This window comes from Rossellomorea marisflavi (assembly GCF_009806575.1).
Lineage (GTDB): Bacteria > Bacillota > Bacilli > Bacillales > Bacillaceae_B > Rossellomorea > Rossellomorea marisflavi_A.
This window is the reverse complement of record NZ_CP047095.1, coordinates 3536132-3553954: the sequence shown is the minus strand read 5'-3', so window position 1 is coordinate 3553954 and position 17823 is coordinate 3536132. Positions and strand designations below refer to the sequence as shown.

18 protein-coding genes are annotated in these 17823 nt (G+C 48.1%); 12 read left to right on the top strand and 6 right to left on the bottom strand.

The genetic code is table 11. The features are described from left to right. The first annotated feature begins 84 nt into the window (after positions 1 to 84). From D5E69_RS18495 to D5E69_RS18480, 4 genes are all read left to right on the top strand, one after another. Positions 85 to 1014, top strand: a complete 930-nt coding sequence (locus D5E69_RS18495) for a cation diffusion facilitator family transporter (protein WP_048013378.1) — start codon at positions 85 to 87, stop codon at positions 1012 to 1014. A 1131-nt stretch (positions 1015 to 2145) separates the two neighbouring features. Next, the gene (locus tag D5E69_RS18490) at positions 2146 to 2646 is read left to right on the top strand and encodes a DinB family protein (protein WP_148796410.1); all 501 of its coding nucleotides are present in this window, start codon (positions 2146 to 2148) and stop codon (positions 2644 to 2646) included. A gap of 135 nt (positions 2647 to 2781) precedes the next feature. Next, positions 2782 to 3174: a hypothetical protein gene (locus D5E69_RS18485; protein ID WP_148796412.1), complete on the top strand. Its 393-nt coding sequence runs from the start codon at positions 2782 to 2784 to the stop codon at positions 3172 to 3174. 86 nt (positions 3175 to 3260) lie between these two features. Beyond that, positions 3261 to 4232 (top strand): alpha/beta fold hydrolase, encoded by a 972-nt coding sequence (locus D5E69_RS18480; protein WP_148796414.1) that lies wholly within the window; start codon positions 3261 to 3263, stop codon positions 4230 to 4232. Between the two features lie 244 nt (positions 4233 to 4476). On the opposite strand, the gene D5E69_RS23495 is transcribed toward D5E69_RS18480, so the two are convergent. Continuing rightward, entirely contained in the window at positions 4477 to 4701 is a 225-nt protein-coding gene (locus tag D5E69_RS23495; protein WP_213085556.1) for a hypothetical protein, read from the bottom strand. A gap of 175 nt (positions 4702 to 4876) precedes the next feature. On the opposite strand from D5E69_RS23495, the gene D5E69_RS18470 reads away from it, so the two are divergent. After that, positions 4877 to 5440 (top strand): GNAT family N-acetyltransferase, encoded by a 564-nt coding sequence (locus D5E69_RS18470; protein WP_148796416.1) that lies wholly within the window; start codon positions 4877 to 4879, stop codon positions 5438 to 5440. Positions 5441 to 5476: 36 nt separating this feature from the next. Here D5E69_RS18470 and D5E69_RS18465 read toward each other — a convergent pair whose 3' ends face one another. Beyond that, positions 5477 to 6025: a hypothetical protein gene (locus tag D5E69_RS18465; protein WP_148796418.1), complete on the bottom strand. Its 549-nt coding sequence runs from the start codon at positions 6023 to 6025 to the stop codon at positions 5477 to 5479. 143 nt (positions 6026 to 6168) lie between these two features. Here D5E69_RS18465 and D5E69_RS18460 point away from each other — a divergent pair, with 143 nt between their 5' ends. Beyond that, a complete protein-coding gene (locus tag D5E69_RS18460) occupies positions 6169 to 6639 on the top strand; it encodes a DinB family protein (protein ID WP_148796419.1) in 471 nt (156 codons plus the stop codon). A 45-nt stretch (positions 6640 to 6684) separates the two neighbouring features. Here D5E69_RS18460 and D5E69_RS18455 read toward each other — a convergent pair whose 3' ends face one another. Next, positions 6685 to 8385, bottom strand: a complete 1701-nt coding sequence (locus D5E69_RS18455; RefSeq protein WP_048007176.1) for a pyruvate oxidase — start codon at positions 8383 to 8385, stop codon at positions 6685 to 6687. 114 nt (positions 8386 to 8499) lie between these two features. Here D5E69_RS18455 and gpmA point away from each other — a divergent pair, with 114 nt between their 5' ends. Together gpmA and D5E69_RS18445 are read left to right on the top strand one after the other, a co-directional pair. Continuing rightward, on the top strand, positions 8500 to 9255 hold the full coding sequence (gene gpmA / locus D5E69_RS18450; protein ID WP_048007175.1) for a 2,3-diphosphoglycerate-dependent phosphoglycerate mutase: 756 nt from the start codon (positions 8500 to 8502) through the stop codon (positions 9253 to 9255). Between the two features lie 38 nt (positions 9256 to 9293). Next, positions 9294 to 9818, top strand: a complete 525-nt coding sequence (locus tag D5E69_RS18445; protein ID WP_048007174.1) for a GNAT family N-acetyltransferase — start codon at positions 9294 to 9296, stop codon at positions 9816 to 9818. A gap of 42 nt (positions 9819 to 9860) precedes the next feature. Here the strand turns inward: D5E69_RS18445 and D5E69_RS18440 are convergent, their stop codons facing one another. Further along, positions 9861 to 11114 (bottom strand): MDR family MFS transporter, encoded by a 1254-nt coding sequence (locus tag D5E69_RS18440; protein WP_159130021.1) that lies wholly within the window; start codon positions 11112 to 11114, stop codon positions 9861 to 9863. Positions 11115 to 11210: 96 nt separating this feature from the next. On the opposite strand from D5E69_RS18440, the gene D5E69_RS18435 reads away from it, so the two are divergent. From D5E69_RS18435 to D5E69_RS18420, 4 genes are all read left to right on the top strand, one after another. Further along, positions 11211 to 12935 carry an ABC transporter substrate-binding protein gene (locus tag D5E69_RS18435; RefSeq protein ID WP_148796421.1) on the top strand — a complete coding sequence of 575 codons (1725 nt, stop codon included), beginning with the start codon at positions 11211 to 11213 and terminating at the stop codon, positions 12933 to 12935. Positions 12936 to 13006: 71 nt separating this feature from the next. Continuing rightward, complete coding sequence (locus D5E69_RS18430; RefSeq protein ID WP_331458356.1) at positions 13007 to 13864, top strand: ABC transporter permease subunit; 858 nt, start codon at positions 13007 to 13009, stop codon at positions 13862 to 13864. After that, positions 13861 to 14868: an ABC transporter permease gene (locus D5E69_RS18425; protein WP_048013366.1), complete on the top strand. Its 1008-nt coding sequence runs from the start codon at positions 13861 to 13863 to the stop codon at positions 14866 to 14868. The genes D5E69_RS18430 and D5E69_RS18425 overlap by 4 nt, the downstream gene beginning before the upstream one ends. Positions 14869 to 14919: 51 nt before the next feature. Further along, complete coding sequence (locus tag D5E69_RS18420) at positions 14920 to 15699, top strand: SDR family oxidoreductase (RefSeq protein WP_148796425.1); 780 nt, start codon at positions 14920 to 14922, stop codon at positions 15697 to 15699. A 117-nt stretch (positions 15700 to 15816) separates the two neighbouring features. Here D5E69_RS18420 and gad read toward each other — a convergent pair whose 3' ends face one another. Together gad and D5E69_RS18410 are read right to left on the bottom strand one after the other, a co-directional pair. Further along, positions 15817 to 17286, bottom strand: coding sequence for a glutamate decarboxylase (gene gad / locus D5E69_RS18415; protein WP_159130020.1), 1470 nt, complete (start codon positions 17284 to 17286; stop codon positions 15817 to 15819). A gap of 209 nt (positions 17287 to 17495) precedes the next feature. Further along, complete coding sequence (locus D5E69_RS18410) at positions 17496 to 17816, bottom strand: hypothetical protein (protein WP_048013364.1); 321 nt, start codon at positions 17814 to 17816, stop codon at positions 17496 to 17498. Positions 17817 to 17823: the final 7 nt, after the last annotated feature.

The following is a 17823-nucleotide window of genomic DNA, read 5'->3' as shown; positions in this document are numbered from 1 at the left end:
TTGAGGTTGCATAAATAGGAAAAGGGGTAACGTAAGAAGGACTAACTAGGTTAGACAACATAGCCGAAGAGGAGGAATATACCCATGGCACATGATCACAGTGATCACACTCATCACGCCAATACGAAAACCATGCTGATCTCATTTATCATCATAACCGTTTATATGGTGGTGGAAGCCATCGGAGGGTACGTGACCAACAGCTTGGCCCTACTCTCAGATGCTGGCCATATGCTCAGTGACTCCCTATCCCTGGGGATTGCCCTGATCGCATTTAAGCTCGGGGAAAAGGCAGCTACATATTGCAATACATTCGGCTACAAGCGGTTTGAGATCATCGCAGCCACATTGAACGGCCTTACCTTGATCGGTATCGCACTCTTCATCTTTTATGAAGCCATCAAGCGTTTTACCCATCCGCCTGAGGTTGCTACAAGCGGCATGCTCATCATCTCCATCATCGGTCTTCTCGTCAACGTCCTGGTGGCGTGGATCATGATGCGTGGAGGCGATACGGATGAGAATCTGAATATGAGGGGTGCCTTCCTTCACGTCATCAGTGATATGCTCGGTTCGGTTGGAGCGGTGATCGCAGCCCTTCTCATCATGTTCTTCGGCTGGGGCTGGGCCGATCCACTGGCAAGCGTCATCGTCGCGGTCCTTGTCTTGAACAGCGGATACAGGGTCGTAAAAAAATCCCTTCATATCCTCTTGGAAGGTACACCGGAACAGATCGATGTCGAAGAGGTGATCGATGTGATCAAACGGGAAGATGGAATCGACGACATCCATGACCTCCATATCTGGACGATCACAAGTGGATTCATCGCCATGTCTTGTCATGCGGTAGTAGCTGAAGACCTTACCGTCAAAGGAACAGAGCAAGTCCTGAGACGCTTGGAACCCCGTCTGCAGCACTTCGGCATCAAACATATCACGATGCAATTCGAAACCGAAAACAATCCCCATGATTCCGCGATTCTTTGTGATATGGAGCATGGCCATGAACACTAATGGGAAAATCCGCTGCCTGGGAACGGGTAGCGGATTTTTTGTGTAAATGCTTGTGTGATGAATGGATTTTATGCAAAATGTTTACATATAAACAAAGGTTTCTCAGTGTCATTCAATTTTCCATGCTGGGATTCTTTTAAACCATGTAGCTGGGAGTCTGTTTATTTTGATGAAACGTTTCTTTCTTTTATCCTCTATTTCAGCAGGAATCACTCCGTTATTACACACAGCCGGAAAAGCGTGGCTTGGAATATGGTTGACCTTCCTCTTTTTTATTCTTGCCCTCTTCTTTAGCAAGCCGAGGTCATTTAAAAGGAAGCGTGAACACAACGGGTTGTAATGAGGTTTCTGATTTTAAATATATGAAGACGTCGTCTGGGGGTGAGGTTATGGTGAAGAGTACAATCGTATTATTTACCATGTACATTATTGTGGCACATGGATTATTGGATATGTTTGATGGTGTCCATATTGTTTTCCGGCTATTGAATCTTAGCTTTGTCCTGGCGCTTATTGTATTTTTTCAGATTCTGAAAAAAAGGCAGGAAGCTTCAGAGCAAAGGTAAAAGGAAGTTTATATGTGAATGCTGAAACGAAAACGACCCTTGAGAAAGGGTCGTTTTCTGATAGAATGTTTTTTATCAAACTGATTTAGTTCTGTTGCTGAGTACCGCCATGGTTAAAAAGACTAGTAGGTGCAGTCCCCATAGGCTGATCATGAGGATGTAAGCCCATTGGCGCATGGAAGATAAGTAACTCCAATGCTGAAAAGAACGTAGCTGACTGAATAAAATGAGCAGAATACTAATCGAAATAATCATTTGGCTAATCAATTGTTTTTTCAAAGGAATCTCCTATCCTATACAAACTTCTTTCATCTATCTGTGCAAAACTTACTCTATATTTCACATCAACATTGGAATTTCGTGATGGGGAGAAGGCTTAGACAAATAGGGCTCTTACTAGTTGATACCATAAAAAGTTAATCGCTTTTTGTTATACTCACATGCAACAATCTTTACGGGAAATTTCTTTAAAAGGAAAATCGATTCTTTCATTGAATAGATTAGGTAGCTGCCAGGATTTTAGGATAAAGTACTAAAAATCTTAAATTAGATGAGGGATATTCCCATGAATGATCTGAAGTTGATTGAGACATACAAAGGATTTGTACAGAAGTATTCCCTAGAGCAATTGAACGATATACCAGAGCAAGGTGTGTGGTCGATCGGTCAAATGTATAACCACCTAATTTGCGTGGCCCATGAGTACTTGGATAGTGCAGAAGCTTGTGCCACAGGCAAAGGAGAACAAGAAAAAGGAAAAACCGAATTTGGAGAATATCTATTTAATATCGGCTGCTTTCCTCCCATAAAGATTCAATTACCACCCGAACTCAATGCAACGCCCGACAATCCGACATCCAAAGAAGATCTGATGCGAGAGCTTGATCACTTGATGACGAGAATGGAGAGGTTGGAGAGGAAGCTGAAGGATGTAAATTCGAATAACAAAGAAGCACATGGAGGTTTTGGTTGGTTAAACGCACAGGAATGGTATGAACTTGTGGGGATGCATTTCCGTCATCATCTTCGTCAAAAGTATGAACTGGATCAAAGACTAGGACTGTAGGATTTGAAGGGTGTTCACTAATGAATGCAGTGCCCTACATCTCAAACTTCATTTTCCTTCATTATCATTATTGATTGAAAAAATCCTTATTTTTGTGTATTTTCTAGTAAATGGAACTTTTAAGGGGAGAACCAAATGAAAGCAACTTACTATGGCACAACAGCTAAAGACCTGAAAACAAACGGGTTGATAGATAAAATTAGTGGTACGATCCATCCAAAGTATAGATTCCCTCATACCGGAAGCATTGAACTGACGGAGGACACACTCAGATTGGATGGATGGGAAGACCTGGCGCTGGGAGAGATCGAGCGCGTGGCCTGCGAGTATGATGAGGCGTTTAGTCGGTTCACTGTGAATTCAAGTGACCGCCTCGGGTTCTTTGGGAAAGGGGAGCCACTGGTCGTGACTCATGGTGACCGTAAGATGTATCTGCTGATTGATTGGAACTTTTTCACGGGGTTTACTGATAATCGTGGTTGGTGTGAGGCGATTAATGAAAAGAGAGAGAAGTCCATCAGCCTCTAGACGTAGGAAAAGATACTCCTCCGTTTCCATTTCTTATTGAGGACCACTTGGTAAGATGAAATCATCTTACAGCGGAGGACAAAATCATGAAGAAAAAGAGAAGACGGGGATGGGTGTACGTGAGGAAAGGACTAGCGATCCTCGTCATCCTGTGCATCGGGTGGTCGGTGTTCAGCACGATCATGACGGCATATGAGCAGGGGACTTATCATCCGCCGGGTGAACGGGTGGAAGTGGACGGGAAGAAGATGCATGTGTATTCAAAGGGGACAGGGGAGGAAACGATCGTCCTCATGAGCGGATTGGGGACGGCTGCGCCTGTCCTGGATTTCGCCCCTCTGATTGATGAACTTTCCAAGAAGCATCGAGTCGTGGTCGTGGAGCCATTCGGGTACGGATGGAGCGACCTGGCCGAGACGGATCGCACGGTGGAAAACATTGTACGGGAGATGAGGGCGGCACTGAGCAAGGCGGATATCCAGGGACCTTACATTCTCATGCCTCATTCTGTGTCAGGCATCTATAGCATGTATTATGCGGATCAATACCCGGAGGAAGTGAAGGCGGTGATCGGGATTGACCCGACGCTGCCGGGGGCACTGGACTATTTCAATGAATCACCGCCATCCATGCCGGGATTCTTGAAGTATGTAGCGCCGTCTGGAATCGGAAGGCTGGCACTGATGATCGATTCCCGAAACTTTTTACCAGAGGCCGGTGAAGGGACATATTCAAAAGAAAACCTCGACCAGACCAAGGCGATCTCAGCCTGGAAGGGATATAACCGCAATGTCGTAGCCGAGGCCAACGCGATCAAGAAGAACATCGATCAGACAAAGGATATGGCCTTCCCTGCAGACATGCCGGTATTATTCTTTACGAAGGAAGCGGGCAAGACGACTGCTGACGGGAAGAACAATGTCACATTCCTTGAAACGCAGCTGACGAGTGCCCCTACAAGTAGGGTGGTGCCTCTAGATGGCCATCACTATCTCCACTGGACCCGTTCGATGGAAATGAGTCGGGAAGTCGACCGGTTCGTAAAATCTTTCAGATGAAAACAAACAAGACAGCCATCTGCTGTCTTGTTTTAGTGTAAGGGGATCTTTAACTCCCCCATTAGTAAATAATCGCCGTCAATAAGATACTCCTTGTTATAAACAATGCTGGTCATGTCAGCTGCCTGATTCGTTTTGTTTATATACTCTCCCATCTGCTTGAACATGAATGGTGTGACCTGAGTACTCTTTTCCCGATTTGGTAAAAGAGTAATAGGTGATGGCATATTGCTCTGACGCTTGTTCATCGTCGATGACGGTGTACTCTTTTGCTGCCGTAAAACGAGGGAGCAGTGTGACCCATCAAAAGGACAAATAAGCACCCGCACAGCCCATAGAGTATCGTTTTGTGCTTATCATATAAAAAAGCGCCAAGGAACAAGAATCCCAAAAAGAAGAAATCAGGCAGGATCGTGCCTGTGATGAACTCTTTCCCATCGGCAGTCATGAGGTCGTATCCCAAAAACATAAGGAATATGGAAATGATCCTCACCCCCGCATAAAGCCTGTAATCATGAGCAGTGTGAAAATGAAAATGATAGAATAAATTAGTATTATTTCTATAATTTGTAGATTGGTAGCCCTTATTTTCAATTAAGGGTGGAGGCAATCCAGCGCACATGATGAGCGAAAGGAGAACGGATATGAATCCGATATTAAAAGAGGTCCCATTATCATTTGAAACGGAAAGGCTGACGTTGCGGGCACCTCTTCCGCAGGGAGATGGAAGAGTGGTGAATGAAGCCATTAACCGTTCCCTGAACGAACTGAAGCCTTGGCTCGGGTTTGCCCAGGTTGCTCCCACCGTGGAAGAGACAGAAATCAATCTCCGGGAGGCGTATGTCCGCTTCCGGAAACGGGAAGCGTTCCGTTACCTGATTTTTCATAAGGAATCCGGCGAACTGATCGGGTCCACCGGGTTTCATAATGTGGACTGGGAGGTGCCAAAGGGTGAAATCGGCTATTGGGTTGACACAAAGCATGGTGGTGCCGGATACATAACGGAAGCGGTAAAAGGATTGACGGAACTTGCCCTCAGCCATATCGGCTTCAGGAGGGTGGAGATCCGCTGTGAGTCGATGAACGTTAAGAGCAGGGCGATTCCGGAGAAGCTTGGCTACGAGTTGGAAGGGATCCTCAGGAGTGAGTCGCCGTCTGTTGACGGCACAAAGCTGACGGATACATGCATTTATTCTACTGTCAGGTAAGAGAAGGAGGAGACCGCATCGGGTCTCCTCTTTTCTTCATTCGGTAATAGAATCCATGATAGTGTCGAAGTCTTGCACTTTCTTGGTCTTAAGATCCACGACGTATCGTCCGTTGGTTGAAGAATGACCTGATACGAGGGTTGAGTAGCGGACGATGACATAGGTATCGAACGTTCCGTCATATTGGACGAAGTGATCCTTGTCCTCCACCAGTTCCCCTTTTTCCTTCAGATAATCGGTGACGATGGCCACCGCTTTGTCTTTTTCGTCCTGGGTGGCATTGTCCTCGATCGTCTGAGGAGTCGAAGTTGCTTCTTCTTCGTTTTCTTGATCCTCTAGATCAACGGTCTCTTCCTCTTCGTCAGAAGGCTCGGCAGGTGTTTCTTCGTTAACCTCCTCCTCACGATCATCCTCCGTGACAGCATAATCGGACTCGTTTTCCTCACTCGTGCTTTCTTCCGATACGGTCTCTTCGTTTGAACTGTCATCATCAGCAGGTTTTGCTCCTTTTTCATCAGATGAACATCCCCCGATCAGCAGGAGGGTAATTGTGAGTAAGATTCCCACCCAAAAATGCTTTTTCATCTTTTTCACCTCACTGCTACTAATATATGGAACCTCATGTCCATGATAGAGGTTTATGAAATAAATGTAAACGTATAGGGGGAGGAATTGCACGGTGGAAAGGGGAATGTATAGAGATGAATACAGAACGTGGAGGGGAAACCATGATAAGTAAAGACTTATTGATCAGGATGCTCGACCATACGTACGATCTGGAAAGCTGGTATGCGCCGTTCAAGGATACCGTGAGCGGGGTGACGGTGTCCATGGCCGTCTGGAAGCCGGAGGGAAGTGCCATGAACTCCATCTGGGAAAATGTAAACCATCTGACGTATTATAAAGAGCGGCATGCGGCCAAGCTGCTCGGTGAACCGTGGGAGAACCCGCTAGATGGGCATGATACGTTCCAGCTGACGGAGCCCCGGGAGGATGAAGCGGCCTGGAAGGCACTCGTCGACCGGGCGGAGAGGGCCCAAGGCAGATTGAAGGCAATCCTTCAGGGAATGTCAGAGGAAGAGATGAAAGAAAACGAAGTGGCCGAGTACTTGTATCATATCCTGATCCACGATGCGTATCATACGGGTCAGATCATGCAGTCCAGGAAGATGCAGGGAGGATGGCCGGCTACTAGATAGAAGAAAGAAGACTGCGGATGGGATGCCCGCAGTCTTCTTTAGGTTTTAAAGGGGAGGCAAGTCGATCTTCCCTTCCTCAAACAACTCCTTGATCATATGCTTCGTATACCCTGCTGCCTGGGAGAACTGGATCTTGGCCGGCATCGGAGCTTCTTCCGGATCCACAAGGACATCGATGATGCAGGCCTTGCGGTTCTGGACGGCCTGCTGGATGGCAGGAAGCAGCTGCTCAGGTCGTTCCACCCGGTACCCGTCCCCACCGCATGCTTCTGCGTAGCGGGCGAAGTCAGGATTTTGGAGATTGGTCCCAAATTCAATATTTCCCATGACCTCCTGCTCGAATTTGATCATGGCAATCTTATGGTTGTTCAGGACGATGACCACGATCGGCAGCTCATATTTCACTGCTGTGACGAAGTCGGCCATGGTCATGGCGAACCCTCCATCCCCGCACACGGCGAACACCTGTTTATCGGGGTGGGCAATCTGGCCGGCAAGGGCGCCAGGAAGACCGCAACCGAGTGTTGCGAGCCAGCTCGAGATCACAAAGGATTGATGGGTGATATGGAAGTGCCTCGCCATCCAGACGGTGACGTTCCCGACGTCCACAGATAGGACGGCATCATCGGCCGCCACTTCCTGGAGGGCATGGATGACCCGCTGGGGCTTCAAGGGGACGGACTCGTCTTCTTCCTGATGATCAAGCTTTGCCAGCCAGTGTTTCATCCTCTCCTGGCTTTTTTCCAGGAAAGAGCAATCTTCTTTCGTTGCCAGATGATCCGTCAGCCAGGAGAGGGTTGCACCGGCATCTCCAGCAAGACCCACATCGACGGGATAACGCTTCCCAATCTGGGCAGGATCGATATCGAGATGGATCGTCTTCGCGTGCTCCGGTAGAAACGCCGTGAACGGGAAGGAGGTGCCGATCATGATGAGGGTGTCGGCTTCCTGCATGGCTTCATATGACGGCTTGGTCCCGATCAGGCCGAGTCCCCCGATGCAGTACGGATGCTTGTCGGGGATGACTCCTTTTCCGGGCAGGGTAAGCACGACCGGGGCTCCGATCTTCTCGGCGAATGAGAGGAGGGTATCACGGTGTCCATGGGCACCACGACCGGCGAGGATGACCGGTTTCACAGCCTCTTCAAGGATCTTCTTCGCGTTGAGGAGATCCTCCTTCATCGGGAGTACCACCTGTTTAGCCGTGAACTGGGCGGTGACCCTTGCTTCCTTCCCGACTTCGAACCGCGGGATGTCGTCCGGAATCGTTAGGACCGATACCCCTTTCTTGGCATAGGCGGTCCGGATTGCCTGATTCACGACGGCGGGCAGCTGCTCGGCCGACATGATCCGTTGATTATAAACGGCCACATCATCAAACATCCGCTCCAGATTCACCTCCTGGAAGGAATCCGTCCCGATCAGGTCGGACTCCACCTGACCTGTGATGGCAAGGACCGGCGCACTGTCAAGCTTTGCATCGTACAGGCCGTTCAAGAGGTGGATGGCACCCGGGCCTGCGATGGCCATACATACCCCGAGTTTCCCGGTGAGCTTGGCATAGGCGGCGGCAGCAAGGGCACCCGCTTCCTCATGCCTGACCTGGATGAATTTGATTTTATCCTGTGCTTTCCGAAGGGGTTCGATGAGGGAGTTGATGGAATCTCCCGGCATGCCGTAAATATGATCGACGCCCCATTCAATGAGCATATCGATGAGCTTTTCCCCGGCCGTTTGTTTGAACATGATCCTATCTCCTTTCAATTCCAAGTTTCCCTTAGTGTGGGATTTATTAGGTCAAATTACTCCATAATTCTTTCTCAATAGGTGTATACTGTAAAAAAAACGTGGGTGATGACAATGAAGAAAATCGTATTCATTCGGCACGGAGAAAGTCAGTACAATCTCGAGAACCGTTTCACGGGCTGGATCGACGTGGATCTGACGGACGACGGGTACGCAGAAGCAAGAAAAGCGGGGGCCATCCTGAAAAAGCACGGGATCGGGTTCGATGTCGCGCACACCTCCGTATTGAAACGGGCGATCCGGACGCTGTGGATCATGCTTCATGAGATGGACCTCGTCTGGATACCGGTGTATAAATCCTGGAAGCTCAATGAGCGCCACTATGGTAGGCTTCAGGGGTTGAATAAGGATGAGATCACGGAGAAGTTCGGGGAAGAGCAGGTGACGGAGTGGAGGCGGTCCGCCGATGTAAGGCCGCCTGCCGTGACGGATGACGCACACCAAAAGGATCGTGACGATCCCAAGTATGCGTCGGTTAGCGACGAAGACCTCCCCATGACAGAGAGTTTAATTGATACGGAAAAGCGTGCCCTTCAGTATTGGAAGGATGAGATTGTTCCGTGCCTTCGGGAAAACGAGCGCGTCATCCTGTCCGCTCATGGGAATACACTGAGGGCCCTCGTGAAATATCTCGACGGGATACCGGATGACGGAGTGGCCGGGCTCAATATCCCGAACGGCATTCCACTTGTCTATGAACTGGATGATGATCTCACCCCTCTCCGCCACTATTACCTAGGGGAAGAAGGCGAAATGGAACACAAGGACATCCCGCAGCACATACATGAAGACGATCATTGGATCGGGTGATGGGGATGCCTACTACATAGACAAAAGGAGGAAAAGGGATGGAGAACCTATCGATACGATTGCTGCAAGAAGGAGACGAAGGGAGCCTGTTGGCATTCGAGGAGGAGAATCGGACGTTCTTCCAAGAATTCAGTGTCCATCGACCGGATGACTTTTATACGCTGGAAGGGCAGCGGGAAATGCTGAAAACAAGACTGGAGAAGAGTGAAGAGGATCAGGACTATCATTTTGGTATCTTCCTTGATGGGGGTGAACTGATCGGCACGATCGGTTTGTTCCGCATCGAAAGGGGGCCAAGGCAGATGGCCATCATCGGCTACAGCCTGAGCCAGAAACATAACGGCAAAGGATATGCGACCGAGGCCGTCCGGCAACTGGTCCGCTATGGGTTCGACGTCCTCGGACTTCACCGGATTGAAGCCGGAGTGATGCCGAAGAATGGAGGTTCCATCAGGGTGTTGGAGAAAGCCGGGTTTGAGAAGGAAGGCATTTCGCGAAAGTCCGTTAAGATTAATGGGGAGTGGGAGGATCATCTGATATTGGCAGTCATTAATGAAGACTGATAAAGGCGCAGTTCCGCTTAAAGCGGTTTCTGCGCCTTTTGTTTACGATAGAGCCTTTTTAAGTTGTCTATTGGTCTTCAGCAGTGCAATCCTGCTCATGACGATTCCTACAAACGTAAGTAATAGGAAAGCAAGTGCCATCACCACCCCACCTAAGGAGGTCCCGATCATTAGTCCAAGCGCCCCCATCATCTTAGCGACTTGAACAACGAGACCGTTCATTGCCATGTAGGCACCTCGCTTTGAGTCATCGACGATTTCTGCCAGCATGGACTGGCGTGTTGGGACATAGAGTAACTCCCCGACCGATAGGATGACAACCGCTAAAAATAGAACGGGAATGGATGTGCTGAAGGCAAGGATGGAAAATCCTATCCCAAAAAGGGTGAAACCGGCATACATAATCGGTTCTTCCCTCTTCTCTCTAATCCATTTTGCAGCAATACCTGTGAAGAGGATAATCATGAGGGTATTGATGACGGTCAGCAGGCTCAGAAGCTTAATTCCATCGAGGTCGAATGAAAATACATTGAAGAAGTGAACGGTCCTAGGGATGATTTCGTCCTTCAATCGTACGGAGATAAAATTATTCCTCTGGAATTCAAGAGCCAGAATAGCGACTCCTCCAAGGGAAAAAGCCATGAAGGTCCAATCCTTCATTACAATTTCATAGCTTTTGATCAGTGGCTTCACCCCATATTGACCGCTCGTTCCCTTTACTTGGACCTGATAGGTATCTTTAATGAAGAATGCCGTCATACATAGAGTCAAGAGGCCCATCCCTATCAACACACCGATCAACTGGAAAAAGTGATGTTCAAAAAACCATCCCCCCGCAATGAATCCGATCATGACAGAGAGGTTGACCGCCCAATAATTGATAGAGTACATGAATGCCCTTGTCTCTTTTGTGCTTACATCGATCAGCATCGCTTCAGCAGCGGGGCTGATCAAGCCGGAAGCGACGTTGGTCAATAACATCATAAGGAATGTGATAGTCGGAGAGATGAAGAGAGGAGAGTTCACAGCGAACATGCCTATGAACCCTGCCACTTTCATGAATTCACCTACCACCATGATTTTTTTCCTGCCAAGCAGATCTGCCAAATATCCACCGTACAGACCTGCCGGAAACTGGGCAATTATTTGAATAAGGACCAGAATTCCAGCTACTGAGGCGTTAAACTCCCTCGTGAAGTAAATGGCCATGAATGGAAAGACAGTGGACCCACCTATTTTGCTTAAGAATGTAGTATAAATTCTAATTCGAATGTTGGGATGTAGTGTACGTAACATGCTAAACGCCTCCTTGCTCCCTATTATGCTATTGGTGAAAAGGGGTAAAAAGGGTACAATAATGGATAAAGTTTCCCCTTTTAGGAGGATGATTAAATGGACGAGCGCTACTTTTCGATGCGAGCACAGTTTTTTGAGCGAGAAATAGAACGAGCATGTACGTTTAAACTGCAAGAGCTGGAGGAGCTGTGGTTCTGTTCACGGAAGAATGTAAAACGGATTCTCCATCAGTTCGAAGATCGTGGCAAACTTATGTACCTTCCTGGCGAGGGGAGAGGGAATTCTTCTCGTCTCCTATTTTCAAATGATTTTCAAAGTGAGGTAGAGGAGGTCATAAAAGACTGCGTGCAAAAGGGACAGCTGGATGCCACTGCTCATCTGTTGCGTTTACCCATTCCTAAACTATGGATTATGAAGGCATCTTCAGATATAAGGGAGATATTTGGGTATCAGAGTGGGAATGAGTCCAAGGACATCCTTCATGGATTCATTGAGCGGGACCTGACTACACTGAATCCCGTCAATGTCTCTATTACATTTGAATCCCATTTGATTGAATACCTTGGTGACACACTGGTTAAGTATGATGTGGGAGAAGATCGAATTCTACCCCATCTTGCTCACCATTTCAAAGTGGATGATGAGCAACGTCGGTTTACGTTCTATCTTAGAAAAGGAGTATTATTCCATAGCCATGATAAGTTGACGAGTAGGGATGTAGAATCAACGGTTAGCCGAATCAAGGATGCGAGAGGATCGGCGAGTCAGTGGCTGGCAGACGATATTCAAGAGGTAGAATGCGAGGGTCCGTATAAGGTCACGATTGTTCTCCGTAATCCCAATCCATTCTTCCTTAGATATATCGCATCTCCCCATTTTTCAATTCTTCCGGCTTCCATGATATTTAATGAGTACGAGTGGATAGGCAGTGGTCCATTTGCAATAAAAGAAAGGACGACAAGCAAGCTTGTTCTGGAGGCATTTGATCATTATTTTCTGGAGAGACCGCTCTTGGACGAACTGCATTTTTATGGAGTTACTAAAGAAGCTGCTTCCATTGTCAATTACAATTTGGACGATTCACAACCTGATCAGGTGAAGAGCAAGCAAGCCATTGAATCGGGTTTCCGCTTTCTTTTGTGTAATGGTAAGAGAGATTCGATTATTAAAGAACATTCATTTAGAAAAGCGTTGTATCATCTAGTGGATATCAATGAAATGGGGAATGATCTAGGGTGGGGAGAATGGGTTGAGGCGAGTAGTTTTGTACCATCCAGGTCATGTCGACAAGAAAAACGGTCAGAAAAAATCTATCCATTACTAAAGGAGTCTGGTTATAGTGGTAAAGCGATACAGTTGTATCACCTCGACTACGGTAAAGGCATTCAAACTGCAGAATGGCTGAAGATGAGAGGTGCCCAGTTTGGTATCTTATTTGAATTACATCCTTTTTCTTACAAGGACTTTTATGAGTCAAACATTGATCAGATGGCAGACGTCGTTTTAATTGGAGAAGTATCATCGCTCGATTCACATCTCTCTTTTCTGGGTGCATTCAAGAATGATTTCCTATACTTCAGAAAAATGTTTCCCATTGATTCAATTGAATGGATTGACAAGGAACTTGAAAAGTTCAAGAAGGAGGATTGGCCAGGCAGGGAAGCCATCATGGAAAGAATTGAAGAACACATTAGACATAAAAATCTTCTAATCTTCCTTTATCATCCGATTAAAAAGAGAACCTTCCACCCGATGATTAAAGACGTAACATTTCATTCTTTCAGTCACATCGATTTTTCTAAGCTGTGGATACCCCACTAAAAAGTCTTTTTTTGAAAAATTGATGTGGTATAATGACAAAAAAAGGCATTGGAGGATTAATTTTGAATGTAATGAAGCGATTCGCCTGGTTGCTCGAGCCGGTTTTGATCATTGCAGGAATTCTACTGGTCAGTGCCGGGTCCGGCCTGTTTGAAACCCAATCCCTCTCCTTCGCATCGTACGGACAAACCTTCCTGGGTATGTGGGGGGATCTCTCTCATCCGTTTGATCTCGTATATACCATAACGCAAACGGAGAGACCGCTGTTCCCAGTCATCCTGCTGGCACTATGGAGCAGTATGCGGATCCTTTTTCTGGCGATTGCCATATCCCTCGGTGCTTCTCTTATTCTCTTAATCATCTATACGGTGTCCGGGCGAATCGTGAAAAATGCAATCAAATCCATCGCCGCCGTTCTCGAGTCTGTGCCGGATATCTTTGTCATTGCCACACTGCAGCTCTTCATCATCTGGTTTTTCAAGAAGACGGGGATCCTTCTCGGTGATGTGGCCTCCCTTGATCCAAATGAAATCATCTTCCTTCCGGCCGTCACCCTGAGCGTACTGCCGACCTTCTTCTTCCTCGGTCTGATGATTTCATTCGTGAAAGAAGAGGAAGATCTGCCATATGTCGAGCTTGCCCGGAGCAAAGGACTGACAAAATACCGGATCCTGTTCATCCATATGATCCGGAACATCCTGGTCAGCCTGACGTACCACGGCAAGCAGATTGTGTGGATGATGCTGTCGAACCTGTTGATCCTCGAGTATCTGTATAATGTCTTCGGTGTCACGTCGTTCTTGTTCACCTATAATACGCCGGCGATCTTTGCCATCACGTCTATTCTGCTCTTTCTCCCGATCTATGGGGTGCTGAAAGCGATGCAGTTCACGGTGAAGCACCGGATCGGGAAGGAGATGAGTTTATGACGACGTTGAAAAATTGGCTACTGATAGGATTTGGAGCAGGGTTCATCCTTTTGATGCTGGGGTGGAGCATCCTTTTCCATTCCCAAGGATCCAAGATTCCTAAGACCGTCATGACAAACGGAGATGAGGGGTTCGCTGCAGCTCCGTTCAGCCCGTCATCACAGATCCTGTTCGGGACCGACCGGGACGGCTATCATATGTTCTATAAGGTGCTGGACGGAGCGGTATATACCCTCGGTGCAGCGATTGCCATTTCCCTAGTCGCCTTCCTTTTGGCGTTTCTTGTCGGTGTCCTCATGGGATTCTGGAAGCCGGCAGTCAGGCGCTACTCGGATAAGGTGCTCATGGGCTTTTATTTCATCCCGCAGTCCATCATCGCGTACAACGTCCTGTACCCGTTGCTGTGGGAGACGGAGGATGGCTTTACCACCACCTTGAATGAGCGGATTATCTGGACAATTCTGGTGCTGGCCTTCATCATGCTGCCCACGACGGCCATCCTGATTTCCAACGAAACAAAAGAAATCCTCGGCAAGGAATTCATTGCAGGTGCGCGGGTCCTCGGCGGCAGCCGGTTCTTCCTATTCTGGAAGCATGTGCTCCCCCATCTGAAGGGGCGGCTGTTCATTCTCTTCCCGAAGCTCGTCATCCAGGCACTCCTGATCATCGCCCATCTCGGATTCTTCACGATTTACTTCGGGGGAACGGACGTATGCTATGATCCGGCCGGATGTGATCCACCTAAACCGTTCGTCCAGGAGTGGGCAAGCATCATGGGGACGAACTACAGTGAAATCTATAATGCATGGTGGATCTTCATGACACCGATGCTGTTCTTCTCGTTGGCCATCATTGCCTTGACCGCAACAACGAAAGGACTGGAAGGACTCCTTGATCCTTCAGTCAAACCGCGAAAGAAAAAAGTCATTTCCTCCCATTCTCACGCTTCATCTGCTGTAACAGCGGAATCTTTCCATCGGGTCGGGAAGGAAGTTTCATCTTGAACCGAGAAGGTTATAGAGTGATAGAAGGGATACATAGAAGGAGGAAGCAGGATGAACTTGAATCTGAATGGAAAAGTGGCCTTGGTGGTGGCATCAAGCCAGGGGCTCGGCAAGGCCATTGCGACCCAATTTGTCAAAGAAGGCATGCGGGTCATGCTCACGAGCAGGAATGAGGGGACTCTGAAAGAGGTCAAGGAGGAGCTGAGTGCCCATGGAACAGTGGAGTATTGTCCGGCAGATATTACAAAGCCGGAAGAAATCACCCGCCTTGTGGAACAGACGGTGGACGTGTACGGGGGGATCAATGTCCTTATCAACAATGCGGGTGGTCCTCCTGCAGGGAGCTTCGAGCAGTTCAGCGATGAAGACTGGATCAATGCCTTCCAGCTCAATCTATTGAGCTATGTCCGTCTCATCCGGGAGGCCTTGCCTCATCTGAAAAAGGATGGAGGGCGCATCATCAATATCGCTTCTTCTTCCATCAAGGTGCCGATCCCGGGACTGATCCTCTCCAATACGTTCCGTACGGGGATGATCGGCATGGCGAAGACCCTTGCCGATGAGTTCGCAGAGTACGGCATCCTGATCAATACCGTAGCCCCAGGAAGGATCGCCACCGACCGCGTCGCCCATCTCGATTCGGTCAATGCGGAAAAGCATGGGAAGAGCGTGGAAGAGGTGGAGGAAGAGTCGAAGGCGAAGATCCCGTTGAAACGCTACGGGACACCGGAAGAGTTCTCCAACGTCGTCACCTTCCTTGTATCAGACGCCAACACCTATATGACCGGAAGCTCCTTCCTCGTGGATGGAGGCATGGTGAAGTCGATCTAATAACAACGGTCCCTAGGACTGAAAAAAGCACCCTATAGAACAGACCTGAGTCTGCCTATAGGGTGCTTTTTTGTGTAGTACCAGGAACTACTCGGTAGATCTGCTCATGTTTACCTTCTAATGATGAAACCTATTATCATACTTCGTATCATGTGGCATAGGTGCGTCCAGTGTATCGAGAAAAGCAACGGCCTGTTTGAGGTTCACCAAAAATAAATGGGCAAGGTCCATGGAGAAACCATTCCGGACCACCACCCGCATTATCGTCACCGTTGCCATGTCAGGAGGCAATGGATAGGCGGGGACCTGCCAGCCGAACACACGCATTTGTCTGGATAAATCAAATAGCGTCCAATGGGATGTGGCATCATCTCTCAGTCGCCAAGCGAAGACGGGTATATCGGAACCATCGGATAAAAGTTCAAACGGTCCCATGTTCTGAATCTCCTTGCTCAGGAAGAGGGCAACGTTCTGTGAAGCCTTTTGGACCTCATAGTACCCTTCTTTCCCCAGACGCAGGTAATTATAATATTGCAGCAGCACTTGGGCGCCGGGTCGGGAAAAATTCAAGGCGAAAGTCGGCATATTCCCGCCCAGATAGGAGACGCGGAAGATGAGTTCCTCAGGGAGGTCCTTGGCTTCCCTCCAGATGATCCAACCCAATCCCGGGTAGACCAATCCATACTTATGTCCGGATACATTGATGGACTTCACCCTTGGCAGTTGGAAATCCCAAACCAGGTCAGGTTGAAGGAACGGTGCGATAAATCCCCCTGACGCGGCATCCACATGCATCGGAATATTGAGGCCGGATTTCTCCTGCAGATCGTCCAATGCTTTCGCAATCGCGACTATTGGTTCATATAGGCCGGTATACGTTTCGCCAAGAATGGCGACTACCCCAATCGTATTTTCGTCCACTGCAGCGAGGACTCCCTCAGGATTCAATTTGGGATGCTCCGGGGTGACCTTTACGTAGCGTGGTTCCACCTCCCAATAGTTCGCGAATTTTTCCCAAACGACCTGAACAGCAGAACTAAACACGATATTGGGGCGATCTACTGGTTTCCCTTCCTTTTTGCGTGCGTTTTGCCAGCGCCTTTTCAACGCCAGCCCTCCAAGCATACAGGCTTCCGACGACCCCGTTGTGGAAACCCCCATCGTCTTCAAAGGCTCGGGTGAATGCCAGAGATCGGCTAAAATGCGGACGCATCTCTCCTCGATTTGGGCTGTCTGCGGATATTCATCCTTGTCTATCATGTTTTTGTCGAATGATTCGGCATACAAGCGCTCTGCGGCCGGCTCCATCCACGTGCTGACGAATGTAGCGAGGTTCAAGCGTGCATTGCCATCAAGGGTGATTTCATCATGGACGATCTGATAGGCTGTTTCTGGTAGCATTCCCCCATCTGCCAGATGAAAGCGGGGAATGGTGGATTCACCTTCGCGGGCAAACAGAGGGTTAATGGAGAGTTCGTGTGGAAGCTCCATTTCCATGTGATGCGGTAATCGTTGTTGCTGATAGGGCTTGATTTCTTTTCCTCCGTATGTATCGCTTTGAGTGTCTGCTTTTCGATCCTGTGGCATATAAATCCCCCTTATGAACTGGTTAGCCACTCTATTATTTGCTGAAAATATTGGAATTAACCAAGCGTTTAAAGGATCATTCAAAAAATCAGCTACTCATTGCCGATATGCAATCAAAAAAGATGATCCCTGTATTGTACAGCGATCATCTTTTCCATGGACCTAGCTTTTTTGTAAATGTCCTCTACAAAAATACACGATTCCTTCATTCATGGCCCGGTGCCACATTGGATCATGTAAGTGCCATCCTGTTTGGGTGCATAACAGACAGAGGAAGTATCTCCGGTCGGACTATTAAAATCGAACCATTTCACATCATAGAGCTGCCCTAATTCAGCATCAACGTAGTCGTTCTCGTTGATCCATGCGAAAAAGCTTTGGTACGGATGGCCTTCTTGATAGATGTGTGCCCTCAAAGCAGATTCAGGCGAGCTTTGGCCGTGTACAACGGGCGCAAGGAAGGGTGGCAGGGCGATCAAGACCGCTACAGAAAGGAACACTAACAACAGGATTTTTTTCTTTTTGCGCATTGGTTTC